This window comes from Bacillus sp. Xin1 (assembly GCF_013314535.1).
Lineage (GTDB): Bacteria > Bacillota > Bacilli > Bacillales > Bacillaceae_G > Bacillus_A.
Map to the genome: position 1 here is coordinate 15643 of NZ_JABUAE010000011.1, position 21665 is coordinate 37307.

The window sequence follows — 21665 nt, forward strand, 5'->3', positions numbered from 1 at the left end:
ATATGCAGTCTATTAAACCATTAATGGAAGAATTATATGAAATAGAATTGAATGCGTTAGAAGCGAATGATCTGTTTCCAAAACCATCTAACTGGCGATTGTCACCGCGTGCCGTTCGTACGTTTATTATCGGACAAAAAGAACCGCTTCTCTGGGAAGGAAAAGAAGTGGAGATTAGTCGTAAGTTTTATGGGAATGATGCGCTTGTGGAACGTGCGATTGTTACATTAGCAGGGAATCGCGGACTTATGTTAATTGGAGAGCCAGGAACAGCAAAGACGATGCTGAGTGAGCTACTTTCTGCCGCAATATGCAGAAATAGTCGCAATACTGTGCAAGGAACAGCTGCTACGATGGAAGACACGATTAAGTATTCGTGGAACTATGCACTTCTACTTGCGAAAGGACCTGTAAGAGAGGCGCTTGTGCCAGGGCCTCTCTTCGTTGGGATGGAACAAGGGATATTAACTAGATTTGAAGAATTGACGCGCTGCCCGCAGGAAGTGCAGGATTCATTAATCAGTGTTCTGAGCGATAAGGTGCTGAATATTCCGGAGTTTGGAGAGCAAGGAATTCTTACGGCAAAGCCTGGGTTCAATATTATTGCCACGGCCAACACGCGCGATCGCGGTGTGAATGAAATGAGTAGTGCATTGAAGCGTCGTTTTAATTTTGAAACGGTGCATCCAATTAAGGATGTAAAGCTTGAAGCAAAAATAATAGAGTCACAAGTAACGCGGTTATTAGGAGCGTCGGGCATCACGCCAGAAGTGGATAGGGCGGTTGTTCAGCTGTTAGCGACTGTTTTTCATGAACTACGGGAAGGCGTAACTGCTGAAGGAAAACGAATTGATCAGCCATCTTCTGTAATGAGTACTGCAGAAGCTGTATCTGTATATTATCAAAGTGCAATGGATGCGTACTATTATGGAAGCGGACAAGTGAAAATGGATGCGCTTGTTCGGTATTTATCGGGCACAATTGCGAAAGAAAACAAGGATGATTTAGAAAAGCTGCGCAGTTACTTTACAAGCATCGTTAGGGCGCGAGGGCAAGTAGGAGGAGAGGTATGGAAGTCGTTTTTCGAAGCTCGCAATCAGCTGAAGTAAATGCATGGTTTCAAAGAGCTTACAATTTAGATCACAACGTCGTATATGTGCCGATTCGCCATCATAGTCCTGCGTGCTCTTTTCATGTACAAAAAATCGTTGCATTATATAAACCGGATGCGATTCTTATAGAAGGACCGATAGATTGCAACCCTCTTATTCCGCATATTGTGAGTGCAGAAAGTGAGGCTCCGATTTGTATATATTGCAGTTATGATGATAAAACGGATGTGCTTGAAAGAGGAGAGAGTGGAAAGTACCGTGCGTACTATCCCTTTCTCGACTATTCACCGGAACTTGTTGCGCTGCGGGAAGGAGCTGCAAAAAGCATTCCTGTTTCATTTATTGATCTTCCTTATAAAGAATATTTGTTTTTAGCGAAAAATGAGGAAGAGCATGGGAAGTATGACGAACAATACTTTCGGCATAGTCAATATGTCCGTATGCTTTCGGAAAAAACGGGGTGCCGAAACTTCCATGAGTTTTGGGAGAAATACTTTGAGTTGCAAGGCTTTCATATGACAAGTGAGGAGTTTGTCCGTCAGCTCTTTCATTATTGCTATTATACGCGCGTGGACTACACGCAGGAGATGCTGACAGAAGACGGATGCGCAGCCAGAGAGATACATATGGCAAAGGAAATTGAAAAAGCACGTAAAGTGTATGACAAGGTGCTCGTTATTACTGGAGGCTTTCATGTGAAAGGGCTTCTCGAATTGGAAGGAAAACAGAAAAAACTGCCCAAAAGTCCATTGTCTAAAACATATGCAAAAAACTATCTTATGCCGTATTCCTTTTTGGAAAGTGATCAGACGCATGGTTATGAGAGTGGTATGCCTGCACCTGCTTTCTACCAACATATTTGGGAGAACAGGGATGAAGCGGTAGCTGAGCAATTTATGATACGAATTGCTCCGCAGCTAAAGGCAGAAGGAATATCAATGGCAGATGAGATTGAGGCTGCGCGAATGATACGTGAACTTGCGCTGCTGCGCGGAAAGATGCAACCTGGATTGTATGAACTGATGGATGCAGTGAGCAGTACATTCGTGAAAGGTGAGATATTCTCGGTAGATAAGCCTTTAACGCTGCTTCAGAAGAGTTTGCAAGGGACAAAGCGCGGAAAATTGTCAAAAGAAGCGGATGTACCGCCGCTCGTACATGATTTTCGTGCTTCTGTTCGTTCATTTCGTCTTCCAGCGCGTTCTACTGTACCACATGAGACGATTCTTGACATATATAAGAAAGAACGACACCAGCGTTTAAGTCAATTCTTTCATTGCCTCACTTTTTTAGGAGTTCCGTTTTGTGAGAAGTTGCACGGTCCTAATCTTGCGAGAAAGCAGAACATCAATCTTATGCGTGAAACTTGGAAATATCGTTTTTCAGCACAAGTGGAAAGTGCTCTGATTGATTTATCTGTGTATGGCGGAACGGTGAGGGAAGCCGCACAGGAAATGCTAAGAGCAAAGCTGCACAAGGCAAAGGGACGGGCTGGAGAGGTGGCCCTTTTATTGCTAGAAGCCTACTTAAGTGGTTTGTTTTCCGATTTTTCCCTGTACACTCAATTTATAGATAAAGCCGTGCAAGAGGATGGAGATTTTGCTTCAATGGCAGATTGTGCTTACTATTTATCACAAATAGAAAAAGCAAATCAGCAAGCGAATCATGCTAGACATAAAGCACTTTCGTTATTTTCTGTTTTAGATGGAGGCGAACCAGCAATTATTGCGGAAAAGCTTATCGATTTATACACAATGCAGTCTGCAGACCAGCAATTTATTGAAGCGCTGGAGCTTTATTTGCAAAAGGAAAAACGAGAAAGCCAAGTAGAGGGAGCGGTATTTGGGCTGTTAACTTCTTTAGGGAAGCGGAAAATCGATGAGGTCATGCAAGTGGCAGAAGGATATTTTTATGGAAGTGGCGATATGCAAAAACAAGCCCCGATATTTTTGAGTGGTTTGTTTGCTGGCGCAAAAGATATCTTTTTATATAACGAGTCACTGCTTGATGGAATGTCCCATGTTCTAGAAGTACTTGATGAAGAGACATTTTTACAAGTGTTGCCGCATTTGCGCCTCTTGTTCAGCCAATTCACGCCGCTTGAGGTTGATACGATTGCTAGACAGGTTGCCAGGTTATATGGTGCCACAGAAGAAGTGATAAAAGGAGAAGCAATTTCAGAAGATGTGCTGGCGTATGCAATGCAGTTAGATCGGAAGGCACGTGAGATTTTAATGAGACGGGGGCTAGAAGATGGAGAATAACATTTCTTTAAATCGCTGGCGTCTTGTCCTTGGAAAATATGCGGATGACCAAATCACATTTCAGGAAGAAAACCATGCATACAGAGAAATGGATGAGGTGCTGGAGTTTTTATACGAACGGGAACGCGGAGAGGAACGTGGCGGGTCGCTGGATCCCTCTCAGTTAACAGTGCCTACTTGGGTTTCGAAAGTGCGGGAGTTATTTCCGCAAGAAACAATTGAAATTATGGAAAATCATGCGCTAGAGAAGTATGAATTAACGGCTCTATTACAAGATAAACAAACGCTTGAAAAAATGGAGCCGAATATGAATTTATTAAAATGCATTTTACAATTTAAAGATTATGTAAAACCGGATGTATTGGATACAGCTAAGCGTATTGTAGCGAAAGTTGCCGAGGAGTTACGTCGTAATTTAGAGCAAGAAGTGAAGCATGCTTTAAGCGGTAGACCGGATCGAAATCGCTCTAGTCGCGTGCGCACGATGCGCAACTTTGATTTTAAGAAAACGATTCGAAAGAACTTGAAGCATTTTGACAAGGAAACGAACACCATTCATATTGAAAAACCGTACTTCTATGCTGCGACGAAGTACGTTAGCCCATGGCGTGTGATTCTCGCAGTAGACGAGAGTGGAAGTATGATTGATTCTGTTATTCATAGTGCAGTTATGGCTGGCATTTTTGCAAGCTTATCGACGATTAAGACAGATTTGTTCATCTTTGATACAGCTGTTGTTGATTTAACGGATCGTATTGATGACCCGGTGGAAACACTTATGAGTGTACAGCTTGGGGGAGGAACATATATTGCTCAGGCACTGCGCTACGCAACGAATAAAATCGAGATGCCTCATAAAACAATTGTCGTGCTTGTAACGGATTTATATGAAGGTGGCAGTTACAATGAAATGTACAGAGAAGCGATGAAGATTGTAGAATCAGGAGCAAAATTGATTGTGCTTACTTCTCTTGATCCGACTGCACAGCCTTTTTATGATAAACAGGCAGCTAAAAAAATGGCGGCGCTCGGTGCTCATGTAGCAGCATTAACACCAGGGAGGTTGGCACAATGGATCGCAACAATCATTTCTTAAATGTTCTTTCCTCTATTGATGAAACATATTTAATTGCCATGTCCAACAAAGGAACATATAAGAGAGCAATGAAGGATTTGGCTGCCGCAACAAATGTCAAAATGGACGTAGAAGAGGGGGCAGCGCAAATACATCTTGATGATGGAATTACTGTAACGTTTACGGGTGATATACGCAGTTACTCTTGCACGTGTGAAGCCCGTTCGATTTGTAAGTATGTCATTATGGCTCTATTAGAAGCAAAGAAGATGTACGAAGGTGAAGAGAATATAAAAGTTGATTTCTCTGCCCTTTTGAATGTGGACGTTCGCAATATTGTCTCCGAAAAAATGTGGGCTGAAATGATGTTCCGCGAAACATTTCAGCAAAAGTTTGTTTTAGAAGAAGAGGGTGCTTTAATTGCGTCCTTCCTAGAAGAGGATATAACGGTTCGCTTTCTGACAGCTGAATCGGTAGCGGATGCGATCTGTACGTGTAAAGCAGAGGGAATATGCCGGCATAAGGCGGAAGCGGTATACTGGTATCAAAAAGAGAAAGGAATTTCGCATGACACGAAACAGATGCAACCTCTTATCATTGCGACGGATAAGCTATCTATTTTCAAAGAGATGATTGAGCAAGTTGTTCACTTTGGATTAACGCGGCTTACCGAAAATACAATCTATGAAATAGAACAACTTTCTGTAAAAGCCCGTTCTTTGAAACTAGCAAAGCTAGAAAATTTATTTCGTAAGCTTGGGGCCGATATTAGGCTATACCGGATGAAACATGCATCTTTTCAAATGGAATCCTATCGGCAAACGCTGTCCGCGATTTATGAACACATTTTGTTGCTAGGGCGCCACCATCTGCAAGAAAGTCCGTTTCGTTCGGAATATTATGAAGTTCCACCACTTACTTTGCATGCTTTTGGTGCATCCGGCTGGCAAACGAAGTCCGGTTATGTTGGTGTGACGTATTATTTCTATAACCGAGAACAGGAAAAGTGGATCACATACACGCAGTCGCGCCCTATGTTTTATGAAGGGAGCAGCACAACTTCTGAAGAACTCCATGAAAGGCAAGCACCATGGGCGATTGCAGGGAAAGGATACGAACTATCTCGTTCATCTTTCGGGTTGAAGCAGGCAAAACTTAACGCTGATTTTCAATTGTCATCTAGCTCACAGACAGTAGGAGAAGTGGAAGGAAAAACAAATGTGGCAGAGTGGCAATTTCTCTTTTTAACCTCATGGGAAGAACTACTAAAAAAAGTAAAAGAGCACAGGTTAGAGGCAAATAAACAAGGAGTCTTTTGTATCGAAGTTGCTGAAATAGGAGAATGGGAATTTCAGAAGCAAGAACAAAAATGGATCCTACCTCTTATCGATAAGAATGGTAAAGTGTTGCAAATGCAAATGATGAAACGACCAGAAAATGAGCGGATGATTCGACTTGTAAAAATATATTTGGACTCGTTGCATGTAAAGAGAATGCTCGTTCATCCTTATCAGGAAGGAACAAAGCTCGTAGTTACACCTATTATTTTATATACAGAAGCAGAAGAGATTTTAAATATTACACTTAATGAAGGGGTAACGTTCTATGATAGAGTTAGTACGCATAATCGATGAATTAGAGCAAGTTCTAGATGAGATGCTTGTTTCAGGAGCGGGGACTATACCACTTTCTTTGTTCCATGATATAAAACGAGAATGCGAAAAGTACGGTCTTTCTTATGCTGCCGCACAGCTATTTGTCATAGAGGAAGAACGAAACAAAGCCCGCTTTCTTCACAAAGAAGAAACAAGCAAACTGACAGAAGCATTTTGTAAGTTACAGGAATATATTCAAGTTGTAAAGGCTGAAATGCTGCATTTATAAAGATGTAATTGGGTAGGGATTTAATTTATCCCGTATTAACGGGCAATAAGATTCCCACCTCAAGATTTAGAGAGGCGCGAGGAAGATAGGTAGGAGAGGAACTGCCCGTAAAAGCCCGAATGGTTCAACTAATAATGAGTGGGGAATGAAGAATCCCCCACTCATTACAGTTTCGCTTTATTCATCATCATATTAGCAGTGGAGGACAAGTAGTCGGAATACCCAAGCCTAGACACCTTGACTTTGAAGAAACTTTCTAAACACCTAATCAGTATTTATCGAAAGTCCTTTCGGATAAGAAATCTGTTGATTTGTTATAAAAACGATTATTAAGCCGTTGTAAACCAATATACGGCAAAATAACTTTCTTCCGTTTCCATAATAAAAAATTCATCATTCCATTCTGGTTCATAAGCATAAGCAATTCTGATTCCTTCAATAGGGAACTCGATAGGTTTAATAAGGGGGGCATATCTGTTTCTCAATTCTGTGAATTCTTCTTGGGATATTGTTTTCAGTTCTTCTTGTTCAGCCCTAAATTTTTTTTCGAATTCCCACATAGGCATATCTTCAACGTGTTTTCCTTTATACCAAAACCAATGCATATTTCTTCGTTCAATGAATTGGCATCTTGCTGCAAAATCTTCCAAGGTTTTAATCATGTCGTAACTGCTTTTTCCTTTGCTATGTTCAAAAACATATATTGTCTCTTCACCACAATTTGATAATTCATCATCTTCTATTACAAAATATTTCATATGTAACATCTCCTAGCTTCTTGTCTTGTAAACAATCAATCTATTTCAAAAGAATAATAATATATACCATATTGATCAAGAATGAAAACTTAGAAAACTTTTTATGCAAGAATGGATACATTTTTGTTGGGGGTTTCTGTATAAAATTGTATATATGCTAGTTAGTCTAACACATTATTTTCATACAATCTAATTGAATGAAATTGTGAAATATAGAAGCTTTAAGATCAATAGATAAAAAGGATAAAATCTTTAAAAAGTACTAATAATTGCCAAAAATTTGATTAACGAGTATAATGAAATCAATAAGTAACAAAAAGAAAAGGGCAGTGTAGGAAAGAATTTCTTCGCCTGTCACGCGGTAGGTCGCAGGTTCGAATCCTTGCCTTCCCTGATGTTTTATAAACATCAGGGAAGTAGCTCAGTTTGGTAGAGCAACATATTGAGTCTTTCCGCCTATCTCCCTTTTTAATAATTCATATTTAATAGATTTGGGCAGTGTAGAGAAGGATTTCTTCGCCTTGTAAGCCGTAGGTCGTGAGTTCGACTCCCACCTTCCCAAATTTGGGAGGTAGCTCAGTGGTAGAGCGACGTAATGAGCCTTTTCGCGTATCTCCCAAATTTTTAAACATTACATATAACAGGTGCAGTGTAGATCGCTCATACTTGTTACACGCTATAGGTCCAATTCTCATCTATGTGAGAAGGTTCGCACCGAGTTCATACTTTTCTTTGATTCATAACATTAAGATAGAGGTTACTTCGTCATATAGGGACTGTATTGGAGGGGCGACTCCTGTTTCTCCTTCGTCTGAACTCAGGTAGTAAGTAAATTAGTCAAGTAGTTTAAAAGTTCCTGTTTCGAATATTTCTTAAGTGTAGGAATGAGTGAAAAGAGCAACGTATATACGTTGCCTTTTTTATTTACATTCCAATCAGTAGTGTCAAAAAAACATCTGGGGGGTAGATAATAATGTCAAAGTTTAATCATTCTTCTCAAGGAAGCCGTCAAACGTATACAAAAGAGGGCGGAACAGCTTATAAAATGTATGATAAAGATAAATTAGTTACCATGGTATTAACATCTTTTTTTAATGAGCCAAAATTTTATGGCGACAACAGCGAAGAATTAGTTACTATTGCAAAACAAATCATGGACAGAGATCCTAAATTTGTTGCAAGTTTAGCAGTCTATGCACGTGAAGTGTTCTACATGCGTTCTGTTACACATGTATTAGCAGTGGAACTCGCAAACCATCCTGAAGGTCGTAAATATGCTCGTCAAACAGTTTCTCGTATTGTGCAGCGTCCGGATGATGTCACAGAAATGATGGCGTATCAATTAGGCGTATATGGTCGGAAACATCCAATTCCAAACTCTTTGAAAAAAGGGTTAGCAGAAGCCTTTTCTACATTTGATGAATATCAATTAGCAAAATACAATCGCACAGGAAAAGACGTTACATTGAAAGATGTATTCCGTTTAGTAAGCCCATCTGCCAAGAAAGGAACAGAACGTTATGAACTTTATAAACGTTTGTTAGAAAACACACTGCAAGTACCATACACATGGGAAACACAGCTTTCTCAAAAAGGAAACAAAAAAGAAGTATGGGAAGAATTAATTGATAGCGGTAAAGTGGGGTATATGGTCTTACTTCGTAACCTCCGCAATATCGTAAATTCAGGTGCATCAAATATTGATACAGTATATAACATTCTTCGCGATCCTGAGCGAGTAAAAAAATCAAAACAATTACCATTTCGCTTTTTTTCAGCATATCGTGTTGTGCAAGAAAAATTACCACAAGCAGGAAGCGAATTATTAGATGTATTGAATGACGCAATTGAAGCATCTGTTACAAACATGCCGAGGTTATCAGGAAAAACATTTATGACAGCAGATATCTCGGGCTCTATGACATGTTATCCTGTTTCGAAAGATGGGACTGTTAAATGTGCAGATATTGCTACACTAATGATGGCAATGGCACACTCCTTCTGTGATAATTCTGTTACATCTGTATTCGCAACTGATTTCAAAGCGATAAATGTTTCTACCCGTTCTGGTATTTTAGAGAACATGAACACATTTTTATCAGAAGTTAATAAACATGGATATGGAACAAACTTACATCTTTCTATCAAATATTTATTAGATAACAAAATCAAAGTTGACCGCATTCTTGTCTTCTCTGATGAGCAAGTGTACGATAGGTATGGAGACAATTCTTAACAAATTCTTCTTGAAACATATCGTCGTGAAATGAATCCTGATGTTTGGGTTCACTCTTTCAATTTAAATAGTTACGGTAATCAACAATTCGTAGGAGAGAAAACAAATTTAATCGGTGGTTGGAGTGAAAAATGTTTGGACTTCATTCATTATGCAGAAGAAGGAACAGGTTCTCTTATTTCAGCTATCGAAAATTATCAATCATTCTTTGTATTTAGAAGACGGAATAATTAGGATAACGGTAGGTCTAGTTAACCATGATGCAATAAAAAGAAACTCATAATCTTTATCTCAAGGAACCAATGATTTTCTAATTAAAGCAGGTTTATCTGGAGCTGCTTGTCCATTTCTATGATTTGAACCTTCAGCTAATCGTGGTGGGGATAGATTAACTATAAAAGCAACTGATAGTAACAATTAAAAATAGCTACTATGATGATGCCAACCTGTCCATAGTGTCATCTTTTTACTGATAGATTTGAATGTAGTTCAGGGGTGAAAAAGATTGAAAAATCAAGTTGATATATTAAATAAAAAATATGTTATAGAACATGGGACTGACTTTGATGAAAATTTATGGTTTGCATCTTACAGTGATGAAGTTTTAGATAATCTGGAAGATGAGAATGGGGAAACCTTTTACATAATTTGATGTATTACACAAATTATGTAAAAGGTTTTATAGAGAGCGAGTTAATAGAGTTTTACAAAAATGGAAATTTAAAATCAGTGAAAAATTTCATTTTCGGACAATGCAATGGCATTGAAAGAGTCTGGTACGAAAGTGGAGCATTGAAGTTTGAAGGAGAATATAAATTTGGTATAGCTCTTCATTATGTAGAATGGGATGAAGAAGGTGGGATTATCAAGAAAAAGATTTCTCCTACAGACATAGATTTACAGTTGATCGAATCTATTTCTAAATGTGACAATCAATAAAGAATGTATTGAGTTTAGCGGTTGTAAATAATAAAAAGAAGTGAAAAACAATTACGCTCAGAAGGATTTGATATTGTGGCATGAGATAAACATAATGTGCTTTATTTTTGCATTAACAAACAATAAATTGCCTACTGATAAGATGAAACTAGTTTATGAAATTCTATTAAAACATGCTGTTAATTACAATATTAAGGAGTTTGAAAATGAAAATAATTAATAGTGAGTATGGTGGTTTTGTCGTTTCAAAAAATATTCTGGCTGGAAAACCAGTTAGATATTCATTTAGAGAAGAAAGTTCTATCCCGCAATTAAATGGATGGAATTTGTATTCTATAGATGATACCGATGAATATGTGAATCGTGCGGAAAGTTTTATCATCTTAAACGCGGAATCTATTTTTAAAATTGCTCCTCTAATGTTTGAGATTTTTGAAGCGCCTTATGGAACGGATCTATGCTGGTTATATGAAGAAGGAGTTCATATTGGATTTTATGATTTAGTCGCCGATAAAAAAGTGACAATTGATGAAGTTATAAAACAAAATTAATTTTAATATGTAGTACTATTTTATAAGTTCTTCAGCAGATGGCAAGTAACAGAAGCCCCTTATAAGCCCCTTCCACTCCCCTTATAAACACATATCAAGTAATAAATCAATTAAATAAACAAAAGAAAAACAACTACAAGAACAAAAAGAATTTCAAAAAAATTATAAAAACAACTACAAGAAAATAAAAAAGTAACACGCTAGTACTAGTAAAAAAATATAAAATAAATTCGCCAAATTTCTTCTTGTAAACCTATATATAGTAAGGAATGACCCATTTCTATATTTATCACTTAAAGGGCGGGAGGAAGAAGTATGGGAGTATACCGGAGTGTACAGGTGAATTTTTGGCAAGATGAGTTTGTGCTTGATTTAACGCCAGAGGAGCGCTACTTTTATATGTATTTGCTGACATGTTCGAAGACGAGACAATGCGGAATTTACCCATTGCCACTACGTTTGGTAGAGATGGAAACGGGATATAATCGTGAAACGGTTGAGAAGTTGTTGCAGCGGTTTGTTGCATATGGAAAGATATTATATGACGCGAAAACGAAGGAATTATATATTCTCAATTGGTTACGCTATAACCCTGTTACGAATACGAACATAGAAAAGTGTGTGTTACGTGAGTTGAAGACTGTGAAAAATAAAGAGTTTGTACATATGTTTCTTCAAAGATGCTTTGAGGAAGAGTTGAATATTCCGCTATTACTAGAGCATTTCGGAATGCCGCTTGAAGAATCTGATATGATGCTGCAAGAAATGATTCAAGATAATGAAGTGAATGAGGTAGTAGAGGAAGAAATAGAAATAGAAATAGAAGTAGAAGAAGTGAATCAAGGTAGCAGTGTGTTCACATTTTATGAACAAAACTTCGGTAGTTTGTCATCTTATGCAGTGGAAACATTAAGTGAATGGATGGGAAAATTATCAGAAGAGCTTGTATTAAGAGCACTCCAAATTGCGTATGAAAATAATAAGCGGATGCTTGCTTATGTGAAGGGGATTTTACGAGATTGGCATGGGAAAGGATATACGAAGCTCAGTGAAGTAGAGGAAGCGGCAGTGCGGTTTCGAAAGAAGGAGCCGTCTGGTATGTATGAAACGGAGAAGTTTTTGAAGGAATGTGAAGAGTGGGAGAAGAATGTACCGTCTGAGGAAGAATTGCAGAAGTTTTTGCAGGAAAAAGGATGGAAGCCGTGAGAGTTTAACATATTGAGGCAAAGCAAATAGTATTAGAGTCTTTGTTTTTTATGATGAACCTTGTTTGACCAAGCTACATTTTTCTACGACTGTGTATCAAACTATATTCAATTTGATACGAAAAATAAAGGAAGACGGGCTGCAGTTAGACAAGATAATTTTGTTTAAGTAGATTAACTTGCATGCTAGTTTTGGATGGAGTTTGAAGAATTAGAAAAAGGAGATCTTAAAATGATAATAAACGATGCCGTTTTTGGTGAACTTGAATATAATTACGGATGGGTAAGGTACGATACTATAGCGTTTTGTGGAAAAGAAGCTAAGATAGCGTTAATAGTAGATGGTGAAGGGGAGGGTGAATTTGATAAAGAACAATATGAATCATATACTTCATTGATACAAAACTGGGAGCAAGTGCAACAAAGCCTTTTGCAACCGATTTTAGAGTATTACAAACAAAAAAGGCATGAACTCGGCTATGATATTGAGTTTAACGAACATTATCCATTAGTTGAAACAACTGATGGAATACTAGAAATGATAAGTTTAGTTGGAATTGTTGTTCCGTATGCGGGTATTTTTGAAGGTCGAGGAATCGGACTCACCTTCGACTGTACATGGGATATGGAAAATGGTTTAGGTCTTCTTCTTATAAATGAAAAGGTAACCGAAGTAGGTTATCAGGATGTTGCGATTTGAATAGGGTGGAGTAATATAAAGATAGCTTAGAGTTTTCTTTTAAAATATGAAATGGATGAAGAAAAGAAGATGCCCAATTATATTATATGTAAAGAGTTTTAATTTATATTGAAATTTAAATGAAGCATGAGGTGAATAAATTGTTTACAAAAGATACATACATTAGCTCGGTAAAAGAAAATCTTGAAACAAATTCAGAAAGGTTGATTCATAATATAAGAGAAATTCTTAAATTTAATTATTATAGTAAAATAGAGTTAGTAGATTTTCTTATTTTTATCGGATCGTTTGACCTTTCTATCATGATGTTTTCTATGAATAGAGAAGCAAGTGAAGTTTTTTACAAAGGAAATGATAGTAGTGTTTTTGCAGGAAGTCATGAATTACTCGAACGTATATCATACTATAAGCTTTCTGATGATCAATCAGACGAGTTCTGGGAGTTTTATGAAGAAAACGATGAGATCATATCGGAAGATGAGGAAAAAATCATCGTGGAATGGTTTGTTGATTGCTGGAATAAAGCAAATGGAGGAAGTATAAAATTACCCGCCTATTGTGGTTTTCATGATGCTAATCAATCATTTGACTTACAGAAAAATATATGGGTTTCTGATGAGGAAAAGTGGCGGGATTAAAACTCAGAAGATAAAGGAGTATTTTTAATGAGAATAAAAAAAGATTCAGTGATTTTTCCGTTACCTTCTGAAGACTTAATATTTAAGAAAGAAAAGGCTTGGAGAGTTGAATTACCGCTAGATTATAAGAATTTTATAAAACTGCATAATGGTGGACTTCCAGAAGAGAACTATTTTATTTGTAATAATCATAGTTACGCAGTTATTCGGTTCTTATGTATCCTTGAAGCTCCAGAACATATTGAAAGTGGCATGTTTGATATTGATGTAACATGGTCTCGACTTGATGAGAGGCTTACAGATGATGGAGATTTACTAGGAGTGGCTTTATTACCGATCGCTGTTTTGTTTGCTGGTGATGTTTTATGTTTAGATTTTCGCGAATCAAGAAATAGTCCTACAGTTTGTGTGTGGGATCATGAAAATTCTGCTGAGCTTGAGCCAGTAGTTTATCATGTTACAAATACTTTTCAACAGTTTCTGGACATGCTTCATTAATAAATCTTAGGTTGCTATTCACCAAAACAATAATCGGCAAAGTTGTCTAGTGAATGATAAGTAGTATACATATAGAGTCTATCTTGAATACGGATTTTACAATTGATATTCGTAATGCTATACAATATTTTTGGTTATAAAAGGGGATTTAAACGATGACAAACTGGAAGGGGCATATATCGACAATGGTAGCGGTGAAACAGAAATTGATGAAACAGGATGTGGAGCAAATATGGCCGCATCACTTTCCAGAGGTTGGAGCAAATGAGGCAGAGATTTGCCTTGTTGAGAAAAAAATAGGTTGCAAACTTGATCAAAAGTATAGAGATTTCCTGAGATATGCGAATGGTTGGAAAGGGTTGTATCAAACAGCTGATTTATTTGGGACAGAACAATTGAAAGAAACTCATATGATGAATTATGCAGGAGCATTATTCCAAGCAATAGAGGACGACGTCTTAAGAGAAAGTGGCTTTTTACGGCATCAATTATTGCCAATCGCAGTCGCTGAATTTGATAGAGATTTATTTGCATTATGTTTGCCGAACTCCTCCATACCTGGAGCGGTCATTTGGTTTGCTGGAGAGGAAATAGATCGATTTGAAAATTTCGAAGAGTACTTTTTAACGCTGATTGATTATAATCGGGAAGAAGTATTTGTTTTAAGAGAGTAGCAGATAATAAAGTTTCATTAACAGATTTAGAGTATCACAGAATAGAGAGAAATGATTTTTATTGAAAGAGGATATGTCTAACCAACTTATGCCAATGATACACAATCAAAAAGAGATGGTGGAAAAAATTTGCCAAGGAGTGGGAATACGTTGGAGATTGAAATGATTCATGAAAAATTATCATTAGAAGAATTAGAAGCTTTTGAGGAAAAACATCAGTTGCAATTCCCGAAGTATTATAGAGAGTTTTTATTAAAATATAATGGAGGCTATCCAAAGGCAAGTATGTATAAAATCTCTGATGATGGAGGAGAAAGTGTATTAAATATTTTCTATGGAATTGGGAGTATGTATGATAATTTGGAGAAAATAATAGATTTTTTTGATGATCTTTTAGATATGGGATTTATACCAATTGCAGATGATCCTGGTGGTAATCAGATATGTTTGGGGATCAATGAGGAATACTGTGAAAAAATTTTTCATTGGGCTCATGATGAAGAGCACGATGGCATGAAAAACATGTATTTTTTAGCTAATAATATAAATGAATTTCTTGATCATTTATATGAGGAGTAAAGTTAAACAGTCTTCTAAGTTTGTTAAAAGGATTATCAATTCAGCTATTAAATAAACTAACACAAATTCGTGTGTGTAAAGATGTAACAGGAACGTATAAAGGGGAATTCAAAGAATGATTCATTATGGAGAGCTGTATTATGACCATTATAGTAAATACTTAGGTGAACCAATGGACCGAGAAGTATTTAAAAATAGTGAGAATATGCCGAGTATACAAGTTTTGAAATATGAAAATGTATTTGAAGAATGTCTTGTTTTTAATACACTTGGAGTGAGTAAATATAAAAAAATAGTAGGAGATAATGTTGAAGTTTCCATGGTAGTTGATGGGGCATTTCGTAGTGTAGGCTATATTTTGGCAAATGCTATATTTTATTGTATAGCTAATGGAATTGAAATAGGTCGAGGAACAGCAATTAGTGGCATTGAAAGTATTGATATGTCATTTGTTCAAAAATACAATAAAGGTGCAGTTTACTTTACTGAACTATTTGCTTTCCCAGAAGAGTACGGCTATGTACCTACTGGAGATACAGAAAAAGATGGTAAAGTTTTGCTGGCATTTTTTATTTCGGAGTCGGAATATGAATATTTTCTTAAATACGGAACAGAGAAATTTGAGGAAGTATTAGAAGAGAATCATGTGGATCCTTTTCATGTTAGCAGGGAATCTATTAATTGAGAGCTAGCTAGTTTCGATATAACTTTATAATGGTTCAGGCGAAATAATCAGCATAGAAAAGATAAATTGAAAAAACTAAAAAATTGGCTCGTTAAAAGAATTAAAGGGGGAATAAGATGAATGAAAAAGTAACAATATGGATTGGGAATTTTGAGAGTAATGATGAGCTTGAAAACTATACGAATATTAAATATACGGAAGATGAAGATAGTATACCCTCTATATTCGAACGACATTTTAACTTAGGTTATTACGATCGTGATTTAGTTGAAACGAAATGGTTTGGTCAATCACCGGTAAATAACATCCAAGATTTATTGAAGGGCTTTTCATATTATGAGTAATTTACTGAACAATTTGATAACATTAATTTTAATAAAGAATGTAATACAGCAATTCTAGTTTATAATTTTGAATATAACGCTAGAAAAACAAAGATTACATATAAAAATAACGAACTGAAATGTATTGGCGTTGCTCAATATACTGTAATTGCTAATGATAGGTGGTAAAGACATCGGGTTCAATGGAAGCATCGGAATATAATAAACACGAACACGGACGGAAAGGGATAACTTAGTGGAAATAATAAAAGAGTTGGAATTAACAAAATTAATGCAACGAGACAAAGTAGAAAAGGTTACTAGTAAGATATGTAGTGATGAGAGATTAAAAGAGTTTTGGAGTTATTATGATTTTTTAAGCAAAACCGCAATGAATTTAATCGGAAAAGAAGAGAAACATTCGATCATGTATAGTACATATTATTGATATACAAAATATAAAAAAAGATATTTTGAGGTTCATGGATATGAAGCGGGTATTGAACAAGATGGGATTCGGTTATTAGAAGAACTTGAAAATGAGTTAGAAGACGGTGTGGATTGGAATATTATACAGGGAATTGAAGAGGATCTCGTATTTTAGATCCTATTTATTTTTGAGTGAATGGAAGTTTATGTGTTGATTTGAATGAAAGTCACGATGCTTGCAAAAAAAGATACAACGCTTCACTCATTTGATGATTTTCCTGAATTGTCATATAATAACGATGAATTTAGATCGTTAAGCTTATTTCAACTGCTAGGAGTAGCGAACATTGGAACTTGTTATTTATATAAACCAGCTCATTCACGTTAAAGTAGGAGGGGATTAAGTGATTACATTAAGACCGATGAATAAAGAAGAATTTCAACTATACATTTCTAGTGCAATTGAGAACTATGCAAAAAACAAAGTTGCTTCAGGAAACTGGAGTGAAGATGAAGCAATGAATCTATCTAAAAAAGAATTTTCTAGATTGTTACCTAAAGATGAGAAATCTGAGCTGAATTACCTATACTCTATTTTTCAAGACCAACAAATGATCGGAATGATTTGGATTGCAAAAACATCAACTACAAATCCAGATCAAGGCTATATTTTTGATTTTATAATCTATGAGCCACACCAAGGACAAGGGTATGGTAAGCAAGCAATGAAAGAAATTGAAATTATTGCTAAAGAATTAGGAATGAATAAAATTGGTCTTCATGTTTTTGGGCATAATAAAGTTGCACGTAGGTTATATGAAAAGTTGGGTTATGAAATTACAAATATAAATATGGTGAAGGCCATTTAAAAAAGAGACTGTGTAAGTATGCTGAATTAATACAAAAGTTACCTGTAGATTGGCCGATGAATAGTAGTCCCAAAACAAATAAAAACTAGCAAATTTCATTTTGCTAGTTTTTATTTGTCTTTATGAATGTGAACAACAAATCTCTTGTAACTTCTCAGCAAACTCTTTATGATGACTTGTGTTATAGCCTCCATGATGCCCTGGAAACTCCACGATTTCTGTTCCTAGTTGTTCGGATAATGCGACTGCGCAGCGGTAAGCGAAAAAATCCCGTGAATCAATTCCTCCGGCTGGAAGCACCTGCATTGATGAAGATTTTAATGTGGTTTTCAAAGCATCGATATCTAGTGAATAGTCAAGAATTCCTGGGATTTCATACTGAACGAAATACGTTGAATTACTAAGCATCCGCTCTATTTGCCCATCTTTCGGTTGTTTTGGATTGTTAGTGTCCGCTCCTACATTTGATAATAATTTTATGACTTCACTTTGATGATTTTTCTTCAGGTCTTCCATGAATTTTCTAGCCTTCATCTGCTCATCACCGAATAAAAGTTGCAATAAGACAGGTTCGTGAGGGATTAGTAGCTTTACTTGCTCCGGGTAGCGTACGAACAGATCAAGTCCAATAACAGCACCGGAGCTGCTTCCAAATACGTATGCCGGTTCATCCGTCAGTTTAGCTAGCAGGCGGTGTGCGTCGTCACTGTGTGTTTCTACGCGGTAATCCTCAGATTGATCGGTAAGATGACTGCGGGAATGACCCCGGCGGTCGTAGGTAACAACTGTATACCAATCAGCAAGATGGTCAGCGATCTTAAGAAATTTATCAGCGTCACCACCACCGCCATGGATCATTAGAAGTACAGGTCCTTTTCCTCTAATTTCATAGTAAAGATTTGCTCCAGGCACTTGCAATGTTCCATTCTTCACTATAGTCATTTGTAAACTCTCTCCTTTCTCTTATCTATCAAAAAATGAATAAGAGATTCCATTTTCATCGGTAATCCTCTTTACTTTATATGATTGGTGAATGATATTAAATGCAGAAATTAACTAAGAAACAAAGTCACCATATCTCAACGTCTGATCAAATTGTTGCTTTGAAATATGTAGGATTTATTATAATTTCGGAATGATATATAGTATAGGGATTTATATTGGGACGGACAGGTGAAAATGCTGTAGCACTTATAGGTATATTTATAGGGATATTTAGTACAATAGATTTGTTTCTTGAAATATGTGTACAGTATAAAAACAGAAAATTAATAATATATTGACCTTTTTATACTTCGTACTATAAAATTGAAAGCAATAACAAGCGTTTTCTTTTGAAGGATTTCTAGAATCTTTTGATATTTAGAGGTATAAAGAGGTATAAGTAACTCTTTTTTTAACATTTAATGCAAACGTTTTCGTTGGTTTTTATTCCTTTTTACCTTGGATTTTTCTATTAGAAGATCATTGAAATAAAAACGTTCAATAAGGGGGGATTATAAAAGAGATTTCTAGACTCATTTAAGCAGTTATACTTAGTAATGTTTTAAGAAGGGGTGTATTGGATGCATATTACAAAAAAAATAATAAATAAGACGTTTTTATTACTTACTGTAATTGCTTTGCTATTATCTGGTTTTTCTTTTCAGAGTACACAAGCAGAATCAAATACGAAAACAACTGAAATTATCGTTCATTACAAGGAGAAGGCTGGAAATACAAAAGACTGGAATCTTTGGATGTGGACTGAAAATGCGAGTGGTAGGTCCTATGAATTTACTGGAGAAGATGAGTTTGGTAAGTATGCTAAGGTGAAAATAGATGGTGATTATAATCGCGTCGGATTTATCGTTCGTACGAATGACTGGGAAAAAGACGGTGGGGATCGTTGGATTGAAAATATTAAGGATGGCCGTGCTGAAGTATGGGTTCTTTCTGGCGATGATAAAGTATACGATTCAAAGCCTTCTTCTGAACTTTCTATTCAGAAGGCCACTATTGATAGCTTCAATGAGATTACTGTAACTACCAATGCTCCGTTCAATATTAAGGAGCAAAAAATTGAAATTGAGGGCGTTAACATTGAGAAAGTTAGTCCTTATGATACAAATGGTGGAGATATTACCAATAAGGTCAAAGTCATTACAGAAAAGAATCTTGATGTAAAACAAACGTACAAAATCAAAATAGGAAATGCCATTGAAGCTCATACTGAAATTGGTAAAGTGATTCGTAGCGAGGAATTTGATCATTTATTTTATTATGATGGTAATGATTTAGGTAATATATATACACCACGGGAAACAAAGTTCCGTTTGTGGGCTCCAACTGCAAGTGAGGCAAAGTTGGTTACTTATAAAAAATGGAATGATGAAAAAGGTACTGAAATCAACATGGATCAAGCTGAAAAAGGAACTTGGACTGCAAAACTTACAGGTAATCAAAAAGGCCTTTTTTATACATATAAGGTGAAGATTGGGGACAAATGGACTGAGGCTGTTGATCCCTATGTGCGTGCTGCTTCTGTTAATGGTGATAAAGGTGCAGTCGTTGATTTAAAAGAAACAAATCCAAAAAATTGGAAGGGGAACAAAAAGCCGAAATTTAAAAATCCGGAAGATGCTATTATTTATGAGTTGCAAGTCCGTGATCTTTCCATTCAACCTGAAAGTGGTATTAAACAAAAAGGAAAATATCTTGGTGTTACGGAAAAAGGAACGAGAGGACCAGGTGGCGTAAAAACAGGTCTTGATCATATTAAAGATCTCGGTGTTACTCATGTCCAGTTTTTACCGATATTTGATTATGCTTCAGTAAATGAAGAAAAATTAAATGAACCACAATATAACTGGGGATATGATCCGAAAAATTACAATGTACCAGAGGGCTCATATGCTACGAATCCTTATGAGCCGACTGTTCGAATTACTGAATTAAAGCAGATGATTCAAACACTACATGATAATAAACTTCGCGTTGTAATGGACGTTGTATATAATCATATGTATAATGCGGCTGAATCTAATTTTCACAAGTTAGTTCCAGGGTATTATTATCGTTACAATGAGGATGGCTCACTCGCAAATGGAACAGGTGTAGGGAATGATACGGCCTCTGAACGAAAGATGATGAGGAAATTTATGATAGATTCCGTCGTGTATTGGACGAAAGAGTATAATTTAGATGGATTCCGTTTTGATTTGATGGGCATTCATGATGTCGAAACAATGAATGCGATCCGTAAAGCGGTTCATCAAATTGATCCTTCTATTATTCTTCATGGAGAAGGATGGGATTTAAATACTCCTCTAGCATCTGATTTAAAAGCAAATCAAAAAAATGCGGAGAAAATGAACGGAATCGCTCATTTTAATGACGATATACGTGATGGAATGAAAGGAAGCGTATTTGGGGATAGGGATAATGGTTTTGTGAACGGAATGCAAAACATGGAAGAGCGCATGAAAAAAGGAATTACGGCTGGTATTGATTATGATAAAAAAGTGTCTACTTATCAGGATCCTGAGCAAGTTCTAACGTATGTTGAAGCACATGATAACCATACGTTATGGGATAAGCTTGAGTTGACGAATCCTGGCGACAGTGAAGAAGTACGTAAACAAATGCACAAGTTGTCTTCTTCTATCATATTGACATCGCAAGGGGTTTCATTCTTGCATGCAGGACAAGAGTTCATGCGTACAAAATATGGTGACCATAATAGCTACAAATCTCCTGATTCGATTAACCAGATGGATTGGGTGCGCCGCGTGGCATTTGATAAAGAAGTAGAGTATATGAAAGGCTTAATAGAGCTGCGTAACGAGTATTCAGCTTTTCGCATGACAACTGCTGAACAAATAAAAAAACATGTAACGTTCATGGATGCGCCAAAAAATGTTGTAGCTTATACAATAGATGAAAAAGCAAATGGAAATAAAAACGAATATTTTGTTGTAGCTCATAATGCGAATAGAGAAGCTGTAGAAATAACACTTCCATCAAAAGGTCCTTGGAAAGTGTTAGTAGATGGTGAACGTGCAGGAAGTAAAGCGCTGTATGTTGTTCATGATAATAAGATGAAGGTTCCTGCATTAAGTTCATTTGTTTTGAAAACAGAAAAACCAATTAAATAAGCATAGAGGATGTAAAAGAAAATTTTGTTTGAAATAAACAGTACCTACATCGGGATTGCAAAAGGTTCTTTGTTATAGACTATAAAGTAAAAGGTAAAAATACTCATCTT

The 21665-nt window shown here is 36.4% G+C and carries 24 protein-coding genes; 22 read left to right on the top strand and 2 right to left on the bottom strand.

The genetic code is table 11. From position 1 onward, the window contains the following. The first annotated feature begins 2 nt into the window (after positions 1-2). Genes HRG09_RS12320 through HRG09_RS12340 form a run of 5 tightly spaced genes read left to right on the top strand, consistent with a single transcriptional unit; the run spans position 3 to position 6335 of the window. The gene (locus HRG09_RS12320) at positions 3-1109 is read left to right on the top strand and encodes an ATP-binding protein (RefSeq protein WP_174101077.1); all 1107 of its coding nucleotides are present in this window, start codon (positions 3-5) and stop codon (positions 1107-1109) included. Next, positions 1070-3376, top strand: coding sequence for a DUF5682 family protein (locus tag HRG09_RS12325; RefSeq protein WP_174101078.1), 2307 nt, complete (start codon positions 1070-1072; stop codon positions 3374-3376). The genes HRG09_RS12320 and HRG09_RS12325 overlap by 40 nt, the downstream gene beginning before the upstream one ends. Next, complete coding sequence (locus HRG09_RS12330; protein WP_174101079.1) at positions 3366-4472, top strand: VWA domain-containing protein; 1107 nt, start codon at positions 3366-3368, stop codon at positions 4470-4472. Before HRG09_RS12325 ends, HRG09_RS12330 begins: the two co-directional genes overlap by 11 nt. Next, positions 4448-6085, top strand: coding sequence for a hypothetical protein (locus HRG09_RS12335; protein WP_174101080.1), 1638 nt, complete (start codon positions 4448-4450; stop codon positions 6083-6085). Before HRG09_RS12330 ends, HRG09_RS12335 begins: the two co-directional genes overlap by 25 nt. Next, positions 6057-6335, top strand: a complete 279-nt coding sequence (locus HRG09_RS12340; RefSeq protein ID WP_174101081.1) for a hypothetical protein — start codon at positions 6057-6059, stop codon at positions 6333-6335. Before HRG09_RS12335 ends, HRG09_RS12340 begins: the two co-directional genes overlap by 29 nt. Before the next feature lie 329 nt (positions 6336-6664). Here HRG09_RS12340 and HRG09_RS12345 read toward each other — a convergent pair whose 3' ends face one another. Then, positions 6665-7093: a hypothetical protein gene (locus HRG09_RS12345; protein ID WP_174101082.1), complete on the bottom strand. Its 429-nt coding sequence runs from the start codon at positions 7091-7093 to the stop codon at positions 6665-6667. A gap of 973 nt (positions 7094-8066) precedes the next feature. On the opposite strand from HRG09_RS12345, the gene HRG09_RS12350 reads away from it, so the two are divergent. The 16 genes from HRG09_RS12350 (at position 8067) to HRG09_RS12415 (ending at position 17419) form a co-directional block, all read left to right on the top strand. Then, on the top strand, positions 8067-9329 hold the full coding sequence (locus HRG09_RS12350; protein ID WP_254610063.1) for a TROVE domain-containing protein: 1263 nt from the start codon (positions 8067-8069) through the stop codon (positions 9327-9329). A gap of 30 nt (positions 9330-9359) precedes the next feature. Beyond that, the gene (locus HRG09_RS28895) at positions 9360-9563 is read left to right on the top strand and encodes a hypothetical protein (RefSeq protein ID WP_254610064.1); all 204 of its coding nucleotides are present in this window, start codon (positions 9360-9362) and stop codon (positions 9561-9563) included. 271 nt (positions 9564-9834) lie between these two features. After that, positions 9835-9981 (top strand): hypothetical protein, encoded by a 147-nt coding sequence (locus HRG09_RS29815; RefSeq protein ID WP_483862111.1) that lies wholly within the window; start codon positions 9835-9837, stop codon positions 9979-9981. Then, a complete protein-coding gene (locus HRG09_RS12355; RefSeq protein ID WP_483862112.1) occupies positions 9978-10268 on the top strand; it encodes a toxin-antitoxin system YwqK family antitoxin in 291 nt (96 codons plus the stop codon). The genes HRG09_RS29815 and HRG09_RS12355 overlap by 4 nt, the downstream gene beginning before the upstream one ends. A 206-nt stretch (positions 10269-10474) precedes the next feature. Continuing rightward, the gene (locus tag HRG09_RS12360; RefSeq protein ID WP_174101083.1) at positions 10475-10819 is read left to right on the top strand and encodes a DUF2185 domain-containing protein; all 345 of its coding nucleotides are present in this window, start codon (positions 10475-10477) and stop codon (positions 10817-10819) included. A 315-nt stretch (positions 10820-11134) separates the two neighbouring features. Further along, a complete protein-coding gene (locus tag HRG09_RS12365; RefSeq protein WP_174101084.1) occupies positions 11135-12025 on the top strand; it encodes a DnaD domain-containing protein in 891 nt (296 codons plus the stop codon). A 231-nt stretch (positions 12026-12256) separates the two neighbouring features. Then, positions 12257-12724, top strand: a complete 468-nt coding sequence (locus HRG09_RS12370; protein ID WP_174101085.1) for a DUF6985 domain-containing protein — start codon at positions 12257-12259, stop codon at positions 12722-12724. Between the two features lie 131 nt (positions 12725-12855). Beyond that, positions 12856-13362, top strand: a complete 507-nt coding sequence (locus HRG09_RS12375; protein ID WP_309232131.1) for a hypothetical protein — start codon at positions 12856-12858, stop codon at positions 13360-13362. Positions 13363-13389: 27 nt separating this feature from the next. Next, entirely contained in the window at positions 13390-13860 is a 471-nt protein-coding gene (locus HRG09_RS12380; RefSeq protein ID WP_174101087.1) for an SMI1/KNR4 family protein, read from the top strand. A gap of 155 nt (positions 13861-14015) precedes the next feature. Further along, on the top strand, positions 14016-14534 hold the full coding sequence (locus tag HRG09_RS12385) for an SMI1/KNR4 family protein (RefSeq protein ID WP_174101088.1): 519 nt from the start codon (positions 14016-14018) through the stop codon (positions 14532-14534). Positions 14535-14684: 150 nt separating this feature from the next. Further along, complete coding sequence (locus HRG09_RS12390; RefSeq protein WP_174101089.1) at positions 14685-15113, top strand: SMI1/KNR4 family protein; 429 nt, start codon at positions 14685-14687, stop codon at positions 15111-15113. Positions 15114-15228: 115 nt separating this feature from the next. Further along, positions 15229-15798: a suppressor of fused domain protein gene (locus HRG09_RS12395; RefSeq protein ID WP_174101090.1), complete on the top strand. Its 570-nt coding sequence runs from the start codon at positions 15229-15231 to the stop codon at positions 15796-15798. Between the two features lie 116 nt (positions 15799-15914). Then, positions 15915-16142 (top strand): immunity 22 family protein, encoded by a 228-nt coding sequence (locus tag HRG09_RS28900; protein WP_254610066.1) that lies wholly within the window; start codon positions 15915-15917, stop codon positions 16140-16142. 235 nt (positions 16143-16377) lie between these two features. Further along, positions 16378-16569: a hypothetical protein gene (locus tag HRG09_RS28905; protein WP_254610067.1), complete on the top strand. Its 192-nt coding sequence runs from the start codon at positions 16378-16380 to the stop codon at positions 16567-16569. Positions 16570-16770: 201 nt separating this feature from the next. After that, positions 16771-16938 (top strand): hypothetical protein, encoded by a 168-nt coding sequence (locus HRG09_RS12410; protein ID WP_174101091.1) that lies wholly within the window; start codon positions 16771-16773, stop codon positions 16936-16938. A 16-nt stretch (positions 16939-16954) separates the two neighbouring features. Further along, positions 16955-17419: a GNAT family N-acetyltransferase gene (locus HRG09_RS12415; protein WP_174101092.1), complete on the top strand. Its 465-nt coding sequence runs from the start codon at positions 16955-16957 to the stop codon at positions 17417-17419. A 120-nt stretch (positions 17420-17539) separates the two neighbouring features. Here HRG09_RS12415 and HRG09_RS12420 read toward each other — a convergent pair whose 3' ends face one another. Next, a complete protein-coding gene (locus tag HRG09_RS12420; protein ID WP_174101093.1) occupies positions 17540-18361 on the bottom strand; it encodes an alpha/beta fold hydrolase in 822 nt (273 codons plus the stop codon). A gap of 623 nt (positions 18362-18984) precedes the next feature. Between HRG09_RS12420 and pulA the strand changes: the two genes are divergently transcribed. Further along, on the top strand, positions 18985-21555 hold the full coding sequence (gene pulA, locus HRG09_RS12425; RefSeq protein WP_174101094.1) for a type I pullulanase: 2571 nt from the start codon (positions 18985-18987) through the stop codon (positions 21553-21555). The last annotated feature ends 110 nt before the right edge of the window (positions 21556-21665 follow it).

Bases quoted from the DNA above. Each gene is read 5' to 3' on its own strand.
- HRG09_RS12320 (WP_174101077.1), top strand. From the start codon at position 3: ATGCAGTCTATTAAACCATTAATGGAAGAATTATATGAAATAGAATTG.
- HRG09_RS12325 (WP_174101078.1), top strand. From the start codon at position 1,070: ATGGAAGTCGTTTTTCGAAGCTCGCAATCAGCTGAAGTAAATGCATGG.
- HRG09_RS12330 (WP_174101079.1), top strand. From the start codon at position 3,366: ATGGAGAATAACATTTCTTTAAATCGCTGGCGTCTTGTCCTTGGAAAA.
- HRG09_RS12335 (WP_174101080.1), top strand. From the start codon at position 4,448: ATGGATCGCAACAATCATTTCTTAAATGTTCTTTCCTCTATTGATGAA.
- HRG09_RS12340 (WP_174101081.1), top strand. From the start codon at position 6,057: ATGATAGAGTTAGTACGCATAATCGATGAATTAGAGCAAGTTCTAGAT.
- HRG09_RS12345 (WP_174101082.1), bottom strand. From the start codon at position 7,093: ATGAAATATTTTGTAATAGAAGATGATGAATTATCAAATTGTGGTGAA.
- HRG09_RS12350 (WP_254610063.1), top strand. From the start codon at position 8,067: ATGTCAAAGTTTAATCATTCTTCTCAAGGAAGCCGTCAAACGTATACA.
- HRG09_RS28895 (WP_254610064.1), top strand. From the start codon at position 9,360: ATGAATCCTGATGTTTGGGTTCACTCTTTCAATTTAAATAGTTACGGT.
- HRG09_RS12360 (WP_174101083.1), top strand. From the start codon at position 10,475: ATGAAAATAATTAATAGTGAGTATGGTGGTTTTGTCGTTTCAAAAAAT.
- HRG09_RS12365 (WP_174101084.1), top strand. From the start codon at position 11,135: ATGGGAGTATACCGGAGTGTACAGGTGAATTTTTGGCAAGATGAGTTT.
- HRG09_RS12370 (WP_174101085.1), top strand. From the start codon at position 12,257: ATGATAATAAACGATGCCGTTTTTGGTGAACTTGAATATAATTACGGA.
- HRG09_RS12380 (WP_174101087.1), top strand. From the start codon at position 13,390: ATGAGAATAAAAAAAGATTCAGTGATTTTTCCGTTACCTTCTGAAGAC.
- HRG09_RS12385 (WP_174101088.1), top strand. From the start codon at position 14,016: ATGACAAACTGGAAGGGGCATATATCGACAATGGTAGCGGTGAAACAG.
- HRG09_RS12395 (WP_174101090.1), top strand. From the start codon at position 15,229: ATGATTCATTATGGAGAGCTGTATTATGACCATTATAGTAAATACTTA.
- HRG09_RS28900 (WP_254610066.1), top strand. From the start codon at position 15,915: ATGAATGAAAAAGTAACAATATGGATTGGGAATTTTGAGAGTAATGAT.
- HRG09_RS12410 (WP_174101091.1), top strand. From the start codon at position 16,771: ATGAAAGTCACGATGCTTGCAAAAAAAGATACAACGCTTCACTCATTT.
- HRG09_RS12420 (WP_174101093.1), bottom strand. From the start codon at position 18,361: ATGACTATAGTGAAGAATGGAACATTGCAAGTGCCTGGAGCAAATCTT.
- pulA (WP_174101094.1), top strand. From the start codon at position 18,985: ATGCATATTACAAAAAAAATAATAAATAAGACGTTTTTATTACTTACT.